At 67.6% G+C, this 12,313-nt stretch carries 13 protein-coding genes; 10 read left to right on the top strand and 3 right to left on the bottom strand.

Annotated features, from left to right (window positions below; all coding sequences use genetic code 11):
• Nucleotides 1-6: 6 nt before the first annotated feature.
• Nucleotides 7-909, top strand: a complete 903-nt coding sequence (locus tag CR918_RS09575; protein WP_099784301.1) for a LysR family transcriptional regulator — start codon at nucleotides 7-9, stop codon at nucleotides 907-909.
• Here CR918_RS09575 and CR918_RS09570 read toward each other — a convergent pair.
• Nucleotides 851-1,768 carry a helix-turn-helix transcriptional regulator gene (locus tag CR918_RS09570; protein WP_099842598.1) on the bottom strand — a complete coding sequence of 306 codons (918 nt, stop codon included), beginning with the start codon at nucleotides 1,766-1,768 and terminating at the stop codon, nucleotides 851-853. The two genes, CR918_RS09575 and CR918_RS09570, sit on opposite strands and share 59 nt — an antisense overlap.
• 123 nt (nucleotides 1,769-1,891) lie before the next feature.
• Between CR918_RS09570 and CR918_RS09565 the strand changes: the two genes are divergently transcribed.
• Nucleotides 1,892-4,081: a TonB-dependent receptor gene (locus tag CR918_RS09565; protein ID WP_099842596.1), complete on the top strand. Its 2,190-nt coding sequence runs from the start codon at nucleotides 1,892-1,894 to the stop codon at nucleotides 4,079-4,081.
• Nucleotides 4,082-4,088: 7 nt separating this feature from the next.
• Here the strand turns inward: CR918_RS09565 and CR918_RS09560 are convergent, their stop codons facing one another.
• Nucleotides 4,089-4,565 carry a MerC domain-containing protein gene (locus CR918_RS09560; RefSeq protein WP_099784295.1) on the bottom strand — a complete coding sequence of 159 codons (477 nt, stop codon included), beginning with the start codon at nucleotides 4,563-4,565 and terminating at the stop codon, nucleotides 4,089-4,091.
• A gap of 32 nt (nucleotides 4,566-4,597) precedes the next feature.
• Between CR918_RS09560 and CR918_RS09555 the strand changes: the two genes are divergently transcribed.
• From CR918_RS09555 to CR918_RS09520, 8 genes are all read left to right on the top strand, one after another.
• On the top strand, nucleotides 4,598-5,131 hold the full coding sequence (locus CR918_RS09555; RefSeq protein WP_099784293.1) for a ZrgA family zinc uptake protein: 534 nt from the start codon (nucleotides 4,598-4,600) through the stop codon (nucleotides 5,129-5,131).
• Nucleotides 5,128-5,823 carry an ATP-binding cassette domain-containing protein gene (locus CR918_RS09550; protein WP_099784291.1) on the top strand — a complete coding sequence of 232 codons (696 nt, stop codon included), beginning with the start codon at nucleotides 5,128-5,130 and terminating at the stop codon, nucleotides 5,821-5,823. Before CR918_RS09555 ends, CR918_RS09550 begins: the two co-directional genes overlap by 4 nt.
• Nucleotides 5,816-7,069, top strand: coding sequence for an ABC transporter permease (locus CR918_RS09545; protein ID WP_099842594.1), 1,254 nt, complete (start codon nucleotides 5,816-5,818; stop codon nucleotides 7,067-7,069). Before CR918_RS09550 ends, CR918_RS09545 begins: the two co-directional genes overlap by 8 nt.
• A 35-nt stretch (nucleotides 7,070-7,104) precedes the next feature.
• A complete protein-coding gene (locus tag CR918_RS09540; RefSeq protein WP_189914692.1) occupies nucleotides 7,105-7,620 on the top strand; it encodes a DUF3299 domain-containing protein in 516 nt (171 codons plus the stop codon).
• A complete protein-coding gene (locus tag CR918_RS09535; RefSeq protein WP_099842593.1) occupies nucleotides 7,610-8,239 on the top strand; it encodes a DUF3299 domain-containing protein in 630 nt (209 codons plus the stop codon). Before CR918_RS09540 ends, CR918_RS09535 begins: the two co-directional genes overlap by 11 nt.
• Nucleotides 8,240-8,249: 10 nt before the next feature.
• Nucleotides 8,250-9,008 (top strand): hypothetical protein, encoded by a 759-nt coding sequence (locus CR918_RS09530; RefSeq protein WP_415846985.1) that lies wholly within the window; start codon nucleotides 8,250-8,252, stop codon nucleotides 9,006-9,008.
• Between the two features lie 125 nt (nucleotides 9,009-9,133).
• Nucleotides 9,134-10,666, top strand: a complete 1,533-nt coding sequence (locus CR918_RS09525) for an MFS transporter (protein ID WP_099842590.1) — start codon at nucleotides 9,134-9,136, stop codon at nucleotides 10,664-10,666.
• A 4-nt stretch (nucleotides 10,667-10,670) separates the two neighbouring features.
• Nucleotides 10,671-11,231 (top strand): TetR/AcrR family transcriptional regulator, encoded by a 561-nt coding sequence (locus CR918_RS09520; RefSeq protein WP_025874422.1) that lies wholly within the window; start codon nucleotides 10,671-10,673, stop codon nucleotides 11,229-11,231.
• A gap of 28 nt (nucleotides 11,232-11,259) precedes the next feature.
• On the opposite strand, the gene fdhD is transcribed toward CR918_RS09520, so the two are convergent.
• On the bottom strand, nucleotides 11,260-12,117 hold the full coding sequence (gene fdhD, locus CR918_RS09515) for a formate dehydrogenase accessory sulfurtransferase FdhD (RefSeq protein ID WP_099842588.1): 858 nt from the start codon (nucleotides 12,115-12,117) through the stop codon (nucleotides 11,260-11,262).
• Nucleotides 12,118-12,313: the final 196 nt, after the last annotated feature.

Raw genomic sequence — 12,313 nt, 5'->3', positions numbered from 1 at the left:
TAAAGAATGAAAACGACCCTGGATGAGCTGAAGGCGTTTGTCGCCGTGGTCGACAGCGGCTCGATCACCGCCGCCGCCGAAGCGCTGGGACTGACCATCTCGGCCACCAGCCGCACTCTGGCGCGCTTGGAGGACAAGCTGCAGACCACGCTGCTGCGGCGGACGACGCGGCGGCTGGAGCTGACCGAAGAGGGCGCGGCATTTCTGGAATACGCGCGCACGATCCTGGCCACGGTGGACGAAGCCGAGGAACAGATGGCGGCGCGCCGGCAGCAACCGGTAGGGCGGTTGCGGGTGGATGCGGCCACGCCGTTCATGCTGCACGTGATCGTGCCGCTGCTGGCCGGCTTCCGCGAGCGCTATCCGCAGGTGCAGTTGGAGCTGAACTCCAACGAGGGCATCACCGACCTGATCGAGAAACGCACCGACGTGGCGTTCCGCATCGGCGTGCTGCGCGATTCCACCCTGCATGCGCGGCCGATCGGCCACAGCCGCATCCGCGTGGTCGCCAGCCCGGAGTACCTGCGGCAGTACGGTACGCCCACCCGCATCGCGCAGCTGCGCGCGCACGCGCTGCTGGGTTTCACCCATCCGGGTTCACTCAACGAGTGGCCGCTGCCCGACGCCGATGGCGGTCCATTGGTGATCCAGCCGGCCATTGCATCTTCCAGCGGAGAAACGCTGCGGCAGATGGCGGTGAACGGGCTGGGCATCGCCTGCCTGTCCGATTTCCTGACCCGCCAGGACCGGCGCGGAGGGCGCCTGGTACAGCTGTTCGCCAAGCAGACCCAAGAGGTCCGCCAGCCGATCAACGCGGTGTACTACCGCAACACCGCGCTGGCCGCGCGCATCACCTGTTTCGTCGACCACGTGACGCAGACGCTGGGTCAACGTCCGTTCGACGAATAGCGTCCTGGCGGCCGGTGCCTTGCGCGGCCCAGATGCTGGGCGTGCAACCGACCATGCGCTGGAAGGCCGCCGCGAACTTGCTGGGATTGGCGTAGCCGCAGGCCAGCGCGACCTCGGTGACGCGCTGCCCCTTGGACAGTGCGTACTGCGCCCAGTGCATCCGGCGCTGGGTCAGGTAGGCATACGGTGGCATGCCGGTAGCGGCGCGCAGGGCGCGGCTGAACGTGGTCGGTTCCATGCCGAGTACGTCTGCCAGCGCTGCGACATCCAGCGACTGGGAACGGTGTTCATCGATGAAGTCCTGCAGCTGGCGCAGTTGCCGCGATGACAGCGGTGCAGCCATCCGCGGCCGGGCGGGCGGTTGGCCGGCAAGCTGCGCCAACCGCCGCACCACGACTTCTGCGCCGCACTGCAGGAAGCCGGGAACGCTGGCGTCAGCCTGCGCGCTGGACCACAGCGCGTGCAGTACGGAAGCGATGACCGGGTCGCGATGCAGCCGCAGGGAAAGGGCGTGGATGTCCGGGAAGCCGCCAGGCGCATCACGCCACTGCGCGGTATCGATGGCCATTCCCAGCAGCTCCACGGCTGGGCTGGCGTAGTGTCCACGATCGCCGGGCAGTACCACGTTGAACTGGCCCGGATGCCAAGGCGCCTGCAGTACCCCGGCAGTGGTGCGTTGATACAGGTTGCCGCCACCGGCCAGCGCCAGGCCCAGCCGCAGCTGGTGCGGGTTGCCCATGGGGCCTTCGCTGGCCTGGAAGCCATGGCGCAGCAGAACGATCGCGCCGTCCTCGCTGGTCACGGTGCCATCACTGGGCAGGGCGGCTTCCCGGTGCAACTGGTCGGCGAGGGCGGGCATGGCAGGTCCAGGAATGGAGCAGCGCTGACTGCAATGGAGTGGCGGCGAGCGCGGAATGTTACAGGATAACATTGTGCGCCAGCTGGCCCGCCAAGCGCGTTTCCGTTCCTCATGAGGTCTACCTTGAAATCCCCCGTTTCCTCCGTTGCCCTTGTCGCAGCGTCGTTGCTGGTTCCTGTTGTTCCTGCCCACGCGCAGTCCGCCGATGCCACCACCCTTGATGGGGTGGTGGTCACCGGCTCCAAGCGCGACACGCCCTACCTGAAGAGTGACCTGTCGGTGACCGTGCTTGATCGGCAGGCACTGAAGGAAGCCGGTGTCACCGAGTTCCGCGACCTGGACAAGCTGGCGCCCAACGTGAAGTTCAACGTGATGGGCCAGCTGAGCAACATGTTCATTTCCATCCGCGGCATCGAATCCAATCCCTTCCTGGTCAACCGCGCGTCGGTGTACATCGATGGCATTCCGTTCCGTGAGCTGAGCAACGCAGTACTCAACCAGGTTGAATCGGTTGAGGTGCTGCGGGGGCCGCAGGGAACCCTGTACGGCGCCAACAGCGAATCCGGGCTGGTGCTGGTGCGCACGCGCGGCCCGGCCGATACCCGCGAGGGTGAGGTGAACGTGCGCAGCACCTGGTTCGGCAACGGCAACGGTACGGCCGTGGATGGTTTCCTGGCTGGCCCGCTGGGCAAGGACGGCACGCTGTCGGGCTCGGTGGCATTCATGGGCTCCGATGAGGATGCCTATTTGAAGAACCTGACCCCGTACGGCGCGCGCGGCGAAGTGAAAGAGGGCTACCTGCAGGGCAAGCTGCGCTGGCGTCCCAGCGATTACGTGACCGTCAACGCCTTGGCCTATCACCTGCGCACGCGCGCACCGGGCATGTTCGAGTACGAGTACCTGCCGCTGGATACCGGCCTGTACAACCGCACCTATGGCGACCGCCTCAATGGTGGCCGCCATGCAGGTGACTTCACCTACATCAACGACGCGCCAAAGCGCACCGAAAAGGACGAGACCGTCGCAGGCCTGAGCGCGCAGTGGCAACTGCAGGCCGGCACGCTGGATGTGGCCGCCTCGTACCGCAGCGAGGAAGCCAGCTCGGCCGGCTACGACTTCGACATGACCGCCAGCTCCGCGCTGGCCGGGTACATACATGACAAGAAGAATGCCTGGAATGCCGAGGCGCGCTTCAGCTCGCCCAGCGACCAGGCGTTGACCTGGATGGCCGGTGTATCGACGTACCGCATCGACAAGGATTCGATCCAGGGCACCTTCGTCGGCCCGGCGCTGCGGGGCCTGGACAGTTACAACCTGGCGCCGCGGCAGACCTCCAAGGGTGAGGACTACAGTGTTTTCGCGACCGCCAGCTACACGCTGCCGGCATTGCCGAAATTGACCGCCAGCCTCGGCATTCGCCACGAACAGGCCCGGCGTTCCACCGAGCAGCGTGCCGGATTCCTCGACCTGGGCGCGGGAGGCCTGGTGCGCTACCGCGACGCGGCCCTGGCGCATACGTTCTCGGCCACGTTGCCCCGCGTCTCGCTGCGCTATGACGCCAGCGATGATCTGTCGTTCTATGCGGCCTCGGCCAAGGGCTACATCCCCGGCGGCTTCAACCTGGCCGCCGCGCAGAGCGATGTGATCAACGACAAAGTGCTGCGCTACGAATCCGAACGCATGTGGAGCCATGAGGTGGGTTTCAAGATGAACCTGGCTGGCGGCCGTGGCCATATCGGTGGTGCCCTGTTCCACATCAGCTCGGACAACTGGCAGGAAATCCAGGTGGCCACCGATGCCAACGGCCGGCCGATCTCGTCCGACTACGTGGGCTCGGATGCCTCGATACGGTCGCGCGGTGCAGAACTGGAAGGTGTGTTTGAAGTCGCGCCGGGGTTTACGTTGATGGCCAACGTCGGCTATGTCGATGCGACGTACACCAAGCTCTGGGTAAGCCCGCAGGAGAACCTCCACGGCAAGCGGGTCAAGCTGACGCCGCACTACACCGGCTACCTGGCAGCGCGGTATCAGTTCGACTCCGGCATCTATGCCCGGGTGGAATCGCAGTTGACCGGCTCCAGCGCGCTGGACGAGCGCAACCGCGCGTTCCAGCCGGCCGTGGCTGTGCTCGGCGTGCAACTGGGCTATGAGCGCGGGCCGTGGAGCACGCGCGTGTTCGTGCAGAACCTGACCGACAAGCGCCGCATCAATGGCCTGATCTTCGACAACCTGGCCTTCGGCCGCGACGGCAACTACTACGGACCGGTGGACAGCCCGCGCATTGTCGGCGCCGAGGTCGGCTACCGGTTCTGAGCGGGTATCAGCCGGCGGGCCGCAGGGCCCGCCGGTTGCGCAGATGTGCGGTGGCCAGCATCACCCCGCCGCAGGCGGTGGCAGCGCCGTGCCAGAGCAGCGATTCCTTCAACGGCAGGTACAGCGAGGCGGACAGCAACAGGATCGCGCCTGCCAGGGCCACGCACAGCGGCAGGATGCGTCGATGGCGGCGCTGGCCGGCGGCGGTGCTGAGCAGGGCGATCGACGAGGCCAGCAGCGCGAACAGCCATTCCCAGCGCGACATCACCAGCAGTGCGGTCATCGCGCCATGGCCAGGGTGCTGGAACGAGCGCAGCGCCATCATCGCCGCCGGCGTGAAGGCCAGCAGCAGGGGCAGGGCCACGCAATGCACGGCACAGGCCAGCGACAGCCATGCGCCTGCCAGATCGAAACGGGGATGCCAGCGTGCCGAAGCTGGCGGTTGGGTGCGGGCCCTTGCGGGCGAGATCGGGATGTGGTCCATAATGTTACATAGTAACATTACGGAGCCCCCCGATGAAACGTTCTGCCGCCCTTCTGCTGCTGCTTGCTGCCCATTCTGCGAACGCCCACGACGTGCGCCATCACGGTGCTCATGTCCATGGCCAGGCCGATGTCGATCTGGCCGTGGACCAGGGAACGCTGGAACTGGCACTGCGTGCGCCAGGCATCGGCATCCTCGATTTCGAGCGACCGCCGGCCGACAGCCGCGAACAGGCCGCATTGGCGCGGGCGCGATCGATCCTGCAGAGCGGCAGCTGGGTCACGTTGCCGACCGCTGCGCAGTGCCGGTTGGACCATGCCGAGGCGACGGCGGAGGGCTTTGCGCCAGTGGCTGTGGGAGCGCAGCCAGGCCAGCACACGCACGCTGGATTCACCGCCGCACTGCGCTACCACTGCGCCAACCCGGCAGCACTGCGCGGGCTGGCATTGCCGCTGCCTACGCTGTTTCCGGGGCTGCACGAGGTGATCGTCAACACCGCAACGCCGACCGGGCAAGGCCGCAGCGTGGTTACTGCTGACAGCCTGCGGGTGCCGCTGGCGCCATGAACGACAATGCCATCATCGACCTGCAGGGCGTGCAGTTCGGCTACGCAGGGCGTGCGGTGCTGGACATCGCACAGCTGCAGGTGCGCGCAGGCAGCAGCGTGCTGCTGCGCGGGACCAGCGGTTCGGGCAAGAGCACGCTGCTGGGCCTGCTGGCGGGCATTCTGCTGCCGGCCAGCGGCAGCATCCGCGTTGCCGGCCATCGGGTGAACACGCTCGGTGCCGCCGCGCGCGATCGTTTCCGTGCCGACCAGCTGGGCGTGATCTTCCAGCAGTTCAACCTGCTGCCATTCCTGAGCGTGCGCAACAACATCGCTTTGGGCGTGCGCTTTTCGCCATTGCGCAACGCGCGCATTGAAGGTGGGCTGGACGCGGAAATCGCGCGCCTGCTGCGTGCGCTGCAGCTGGATCCGGCACTGATGCCGCGCGCGGCGGGCACGCTCAGCGTCGGCCAGCAGCAGCGCGTTGCCGCTGCCCGTGCCCTGATCGGTCGCCCGGCGGTACTGCTGGCCGACGAACCGACCTCGGCGCTGGACCCCGAAGCAGCCACGGCGTTCGTGCAGCTGATGTCCGCGCAGTGCCGCGCCGCTGGCACCACCGCGCTGGTGGTCAGCCACGATGATCGCCTGCAGCCGTTGTTCGACCAGGTGTTGTCGCTGGGTGATCTGAACCGGGCAGGGGGTGCACATGGTTGAGTTGGCCTGGGCCAGCCTGCGCAGCCGCGCCTTGAGCGTGAGCCTGACCGTGCTGGTCATCACCCTGAGCGTGGTCCTGCTGCTGGGCGTGGAGCGCATCCGCACGCAGGCCCACGAAGGCTTTGCCAGCACTGTCTCGGGTACGGACCTGATCGTGGGCGCACGCTCGGGGCCGGTGAACCTGCTGCTGTACTCGGTGTTCCACATCGGCGACCCGACCAACAACGTGTCCTGGCAGTCCTACCAGGAACTGTCCACGCTGCCGCAGGTGAAATGGGCGGTGCCGCTGTCGCTGGGCGATTCCTGGCGTGGCTATCGGGTGATCGGCACCACCGCCGGTTATTTCGAACATTACCGGCATGGCGCAGGGCATGCGCTGGCATTCGCGCAGGGCCAGCCGTTCGACGACCTGTATGACGCGGTGGTCGGCGCTGAAGTCGCGCAGGCCGCGCACATCGGCCTGGGCACTGAGATCGTGCTGGCCCATGGCACCGGTGTAGTAACGCTGGCCACGCATGCCGACAAGCCGTTCCGCGTGGTCGGCATCCTGGAGCGTACCGGCACGCCGGTGGATTCGTCCGTGCTGGTGTCACTGCCGGCGATCGAAGCGATCCATGTCGATTGGCGCTCCGGCGTGCAGCTGCGCAGCCAGCATGTCAGCGCAGAACAGGCACGGCAGCTTGACCTGACCCCGACCAGCATCACCGCCTTCATGCTCGGGCTGAACTCGCGCATCGCCACCTTCGGCGTGCAGCGCAGCATCAATGAGTATCCAGACGAAGCACTGCAGGCGATCCTGCCCGGCGTGACGTTGCAGCAGCTGTGGCAGTCGCTGGGCACTGCCGAGCGCGCGCTGCAGCTGATCAGTGCGATGGTGGTGCTGCTGGGCATGGTGTCACTGATGGCGCTGCTCGTATCGACGCTGCAGGAACGCCGCCGTGAGATGGCGGTGCTGCGCGCCACCGGTGCGCGCCCGGCCTATGTGGCCTGCCTGCTGGTCGTTGAGGCCGTGGCCACTGCAGCAATGGCCTGCGCGTTGGCGCTGGCGGTGCTGACCTGTGCCAGCGCGGCCGGGCGCAGCTGGGCGCTGGCCAATTTCGGTCTGTCGATCACCCACGTCTGGCCGGACGCGCGCGAACTGGCCCGGGTGGGCGGCGTGCTGCTGATCAGCGCGGTTGCCGGCCTGCTGCCTGCGCTGCTGGCCTACCGGCGCACCCTGGCCGATGGCCTGGCGCCTGCGTCGTGAGCGCGGGCGTGCGCTGGCTGCTGCTGGCTGCGGCAATGCTGCTGGTTGCCTGTACGCGGCCGACCGATACCGGTGTGCAGGCACTGCCGCCGTCGCCGGTACAGAGCAATGCTGGCACGCAAAGCGAGCAGGAACTGGACTGGCTGCAGATGCTGCCCAGCGATGAACTGGCAGCACTCGAGCGCGGTGAGGGGCCGGAGGTGCAGCACAACGGCAACCGGCGCATGGCCCAGTTCGGTACGTTCCGTACGGTGGACGCGGTACTGGATCGCGCAGTGCGGTTGCCGGGCTACGTGGTGCCTTTGGCCAACGCGGCAGATGGCCGACTGGTCGAATTCCTGTTCGTGCCGTACTACGGCGCGTGCATCCACGTGCCACCGCCGCCACCGAACCAGATCGTGCATGTGGTGCTGCCGCGGCCGATCGCCATGCCCGACATGTACTCGCCGTTCTTCCTGGCAGGCGTGCTGCGCGCCGAGCGGGTGGACGATGATCTTGCCGGCTCCGCCTACAGCATGGCCGACGCCGAACTGAGGCCTTATGAACCGTAGCGCGAAGCTGCTTGGCGGTGTGCTTGCCGCTGTACTGCTGGCCAGTTGTGGCCGGCCCGCCGTGGACGCCCCACCGCCACAGGCCAGCAATGGCGCTGCGTCGCCGGCGGCGGCGTCTGCAGTGATCGATCGCTGGGACGCGCTGATGCCCGAAGAGGACAGCTTCCAGCGTCCACCGCCGCAGATCGGGCTGTCGCGTGGCAATGGCATGGACGGGGTGGGGGGCTTGATCGACGATACGGGTTCGGGCTCGCTGCCTGGGCAGGCCATCGATCACTCCAGCCCGCTACGTGCGCAGCAGTTCGGCTCGTCGGCGGTGGTCGATGGCGTGGACGGACGGGCGCTGGACCTGGATGGCTATGTGGTGCCGCTGGCGATGAACGACGCCGGGCAGGTGGACGAACTGCTGTTCGTGCCGTTCTATGGCGCGTGCATCCACGTACCGCCGCCACCACCGAACCAGATCATCCATGTCACCCTGGCCAGCCCCATCACGATGGGCGCGCTGTGGGATCCCTACCGGCTGTCAGGGCGCCTGCAGGTGAAGCACTTCGAGGCGGATATCGCCAGCGCCTCCTATGACGCTGCCGCAGCGACGCTTTCCGCGATCAACCGATGACGAGCACACGATGACGAGGCTCCGCGCACGCACCGTCGCGCTGCTGATGGCGGTGTTGCTGCTGGCAGGCACCGGGGTGGCGCTGCTGTGGAACGCAACGCACGCGCCCTCGCCACCGGCCGTTGCATTTCCCGCACCAGTGGCGGAAGCGCAGGCACGCATCGAACATCACCTGGCTGCCGACAAGGCCTTTCGTGATGACCTGCTGTTCCTGCTGGTGGCGACGCTGCGCGACCGCTGCGAACCCGCGCAGGCGGGAGTGCTGGCGCGCATGGCCAATCGTGCGTCGCTGCCGGTGCTGGCGGCGGTCAGCGCCGTGACCGCGCAGGATGCGAGCCTGGACAGACCCATCTACCAGTACATCCAACACCGCGCCGACGCCACCGGCTGCGGTCAGCCACTGCGCGTGCCGGCAGGCGAAGGCGGCACTATCGAGGTGGACATTGAACAGTACGCGCGCACCTTCCCGGACAGCTATTTCGATCCGCAGCGCAGCAGTGTGCCGCGTGACTTCGGCGCGCGTCCGCTGGCGGAACGCGCCGGCAACGCCTGCAACAGCGTGGTCTATTCAGTGCTGCCGCTGGGAGGGGTCGATTGGCGCTGCAGCACGCTGCGCAGCAACGCGCGCGCGCGGGTGCGGGCGCTGTGCGAAGAGGAGATGCAGCGGCAGCACGGCCATCTGCGTGGCGAGCTGGATGCCGCGGTGGGACACGCCATGCAGGACCCGATCGTGCAGGCGGTCGCTGCCTTGCCTGCGGAGTGCAGGTAGGCCCAGGGTCATGAGGCAGGGAGCATTGCGCCTCCCGGCAGCTGAATGGCGTTCGCTGGGACATTCATAAATATACAGGACATCCTGTATAGTTATGGGCGTACTCCTTCCCCATCCAGGTTCCCATGGCTCTCTCCCAGCCCTTGGACGGTGCTCCGTCCATGTCGCGCGCCCGACGCTGGTCGCTGCTGTTCACCGTTGCCGCCGGCCTGCTGCTGGTCACGCTGGACAACTCGGTGCTGTATACCGCGCTGCCGACCCTGACCGAGGAGCTGTCGGCCAGTGCCGGGCAGGCGCTGTGGATCATCAACGCCTACCCGCTGGTGATGGCCGGTCTGCTGCTGGGGGCGGGCACCCTGGGCGACCGCATCGGCCACCGCCGGATGTTCCTGGTCGGGCTGGTGGTGTTCGGCATCGCCTCGTTGGCAGCGGCGTTCTCTGCAACCGCAGGGCAGCTGATCGCCGCGCGTGCCTTCCTCGCGGTGGGTGCGGCGGCGATGATGCCGGCCACGCTGGCCTTGATCGGGCTCAGCTTCCATGAAGAACGCGAGCGCAACATCGCCATCGCGATCTGGGGTTCGGTGGCCATCGTCGGTGCGGCGCTGGGGCCGATCATCGGTGGCTTGCTGCTGCAGCACTTCTGGTGGGGCTCGGTGTTCCTCATCAATGTGCCGGTGGTGGTGGTCGCTTTCATCGCGACCCTGCTGCTGGCGCCGGAAGGGCAGCGCGACAGCACCCGCCCATGGGACCTGCTGTCCTCGCTGCTGGCATTGGCCGCGCTGTCGGGCCTGGTACTGGCGATCAAGTCGCTGATCGCCACGCCGCCCTCGTACAGCGTGGGCGCGGTCTCGCTGCTGCTGGCGGTCATCTCCGGCATCGCCTTCAGCCGCCGCCAGCAGCAGTTGCCGTATCCGCTGCTGGATTTCGCCATCTTCCGCAATCCGGCCTTCCTTGCCGGCACCCTGTCGGCGGTGTTCACCCTGTTTGCGATGGCCGGGCTGCAGCTGCTCACCACCCAGCGTTTCCAGCTGGTGGCCGGCCTCAGCCCGTTGCAGGCGGGCCTGCTCGTATCGGTGGCGGCGCTGGGCAGCCTGCCCAGCGCGTTGCTGGGCGGCAGCGTGCTGCATCGCGTCGGCCTGCGTCCGCTGATCTGCGGCGGCCTTGCGGCCGGTGCGGTAGGTGTGGGCGTGGTGGCGCTGGGCTTCCCGCATGGGCTGGGCTGGGTGGTGGCCGGCATGGCGATCACCGGCTTCGGCATGGGTGCTGCCATCTCGGTGGCGTCCACCGCCATCCTCAACAACGTGCCGCCGCATCGTGCGGGCATGGCCTCGTCGGTGGAGGAAGTGTCCTACGAGTTCGGCGGCCTGCTGGCCGTCGCGCTGCTGGGCAGCCTGAGCGCTGCGATGTACGGCGCTTTCCTGCCGGAGTCGGCGGGTATTCCCGCCGCCGCGCGCGAGGGCTTCACCCAGGCGCTGCACGTGGCGCGTGAGGTGGGGCAGGGCGAGTGGTTCGCGCTGGCCACCGCGGCCTACGATCGCGGTTACCAGATCGTGCTGCTGGTGATCAGTGCGGTGCTGGCGGCCGGCGCGGTGATCATCGCGCGCCTGCTGCGTGGACGCGCCGGCGGCCGCGACGGCGCCGCCGATCGCGTAAAATAGCGGCATGAGAACCAGCAAGCGCGAGCGCATCCTCGACGCCGCCGTCAGCGTGATCAACCGCGACGGGGTGCGTGCGGTCACCTTTGAATCGGTGGCGGCCGAGGCGCAGTTGACCCGTGGCGGCCTGCTGTACCACTTTCCTTCGCGCGAAGCGTTGCTGCGCGGCATCGACGAGCACCTGGTGCAGAGCTGGGAAGCATCGATGGAGGCGCTGCTGGGCAAGTCGGCCGGCGAGGCCACTGCGTTGGAGCGCTACCAGACCTTCGTGCGTGTGTCGGCGCAGAGTGCCACCCGTGCCGAGCTGATGTTCATGCTGGACTCGGTGGACCCCGAATTCCCCAGCGAGCGGCCGTGGGCACCGGTGGTGCAGCGCTGGGCGCCTTCGCCACCGGCCGCCGGCAGCGACGATCCGGCGGCGCTGGATAATTTCGTGGCGCGGCTGGCGGCCGATGGCCTGTGGATCTACGAGGCCATGTACGAAGGCCAGCTGGACGAGAACGTGCGCGCACAGGTGACCGAACGGATCGGCGGGCTGCTCTCTCCCGAACGGTCGCGCAAGGCGTAGCAGCCAGTCCATCCGCTGAGGGCGCCCGTCAGGCAGGCGGATGCCCGTGCAGGCCATCCCCCTGCAGGCGCTCCGGGTGGGTATACACGTTGAAGCCTTCTTCGCGGGCGAAGCCCACCAGGCACAGGCCGGCACTGCGGGCCAGATCGATGGCGAGCGCAGTGGGGGCCGATACGGCGGCCAGTACGCTGGCACCGGCGCGCGCTGCCTTGCTGGCCATTTCGTAGCTGGCACGGCTGGATACCACCAGCAGGCCGCCATCGATGCTGTGTTCGTTGTGGTGCAGTGCACCGATCAGCTTGTCCAGCGCATTGTGGCGGCCGACGTCTTCGCGCACCCAGCCGATGCGGCCACTGGCATCGGCCCAGGCCGCTGCATGGGTCGAACCACTGGCAGCATTCATCGGCTGGCGTAGGGCCAGCCCAGCCAATGCCCGCTGCAGTGCAGCCGTCTGATACGTGCGGCGGTCCTTTACCGGAGGCAGCGGACGCAGTACGTCCTCCAGCTGGCGCGCACCGCACAACCCACAGCCGCCGCGACCCGGCAGCAGGCGCCCGTTGTCAGGATCCAGTGCGGCGCCGGGGGCGTCGGCGGACACACTCATATTCAGCTCGATGCCCTCCAGTTGTGGTTGCAGCTGGATGGACAGCAACTGGTCAGGACGCTCGATCAACCCTTCGCTGAGCGAGAAGCCCAGCGCGAAATCCTCCAGGTCGCATGGCGTGGCCATCATCACCGCGAAGGCCGCGCCGTTGTAACGCATCGCCACCGGTACTTCTTCGGCGATCGTATCGACCCGTTGCTCCTGCCCCGTGCTGCGCCAGCGCTGCAGCGTGCGCAGGGCCGTGCCGGCGGGCGGGGGCGAAGGCAACGTCGATCCGGGCATGCGGCACATCCTGGGCAAAGCAGAAGGGCAGGCTACGCCCGGAGGATAGCGCAGCCATCCAGTGAAGACGCGGCGGTAACCGTTGCCATGGCAGCCTGCTGTACCCGGGCCGGGCCATGGTGCTGGGGTTGCCGGTGTGCTTGACTGGCCACGGCAGCCGGGCGCGAGCCCGGCACTGCAGGCAGGCATTCCACCA

The sequence above is a fragment of the Stenotrophomonas indicatrix genome (assembly GCF_002750975.1).
Classification (GTDB): domain Bacteria; phylum Pseudomonadota; class Gammaproteobacteria; order Xanthomonadales; family Xanthomonadaceae; genus Stenotrophomonas; species Stenotrophomonas indicatrix.
Note: the sequence above shows the minus strand (reverse complement) of the source record. Positions and strands in the feature narration are given on the sequence as shown.

What these genes read in the sequence shown, in the direction of transcription:
- CR918_RS09575 (WP_099784301.1), top strand. Translation starts at nt 7, where the DNA reads ATGAAAACGACCCTGGATGAGCTGAAGGCGTTTGTCGCCGTGGTCGAC.
- CR918_RS09555 (WP_099784293.1), top strand. Translation starts at nt 4,598, where the DNA reads ATGAAACGTTCTGCCGCCCTTCTGCTGCTGCTTGCTGCCCATTCTGCG.
- CR918_RS09550 (WP_099784291.1), top strand. Translation starts at nt 5,128, where the DNA reads ATGAACGACAATGCCATCATCGACCTGCAGGGCGTGCAGTTCGGCTAC.
- CR918_RS09560 (WP_099784295.1), bottom strand. Translation starts at nt 4,565, where the DNA reads ATGGACCACATCCCGATCTCGCCCGCAAGGGCCCGCACCCAACCGCCA.
- CR918_RS09535 (WP_099842593.1), top strand. Translation starts at nt 7,610, where the DNA reads ATGAACCGTAGCGCGAAGCTGCTTGGCGGTGTGCTTGCCGCTGTACTG.
- CR918_RS09540 (WP_189914692.1), top strand. Translation starts at nt 7,105, where the DNA reads ATGCTGCTGGTTGCCTGTACGCGGCCGACCGATACCGGTGTGCAGGCA.
- CR918_RS09570 (WP_099842598.1), bottom strand. Translation starts at nt 1,768, where the DNA reads ATGCCCGCCCTCGCCGACCAGTTGCACCGGGAAGCCGCCCTGCCCAGT.
- CR918_RS09520 (WP_025874422.1), top strand. Translation starts at nt 10,671, where the DNA reads ATGAGAACCAGCAAGCGCGAGCGCATCCTCGACGCCGCCGTCAGCGTG.
- fdhD (WP_099842588.1), bottom strand. Translation starts at nt 12,117, where the DNA reads ATGCCCGGATCGACGTTGCCTTCGCCCCCGCCCGCCGGCACGGCCCTG.
- CR918_RS09525 (WP_099842590.1), top strand. Translation starts at nt 9,134, where the DNA reads ATGGCTCTCTCCCAGCCCTTGGACGGTGCTCCGTCCATGTCGCGCGCC.
- CR918_RS09545 (WP_099842594.1), top strand. Translation starts at nt 5,816, where the DNA reads ATGGTTGAGTTGGCCTGGGCCAGCCTGCGCAGCCGCGCCTTGAGCGTG.
- CR918_RS09530 (WP_415846985.1), top strand. Translation starts at nt 8,250, where the DNA reads ATGACGAGGCTCCGCGCACGCACCGTCGCGCTGCTGATGGCGGTGTTG.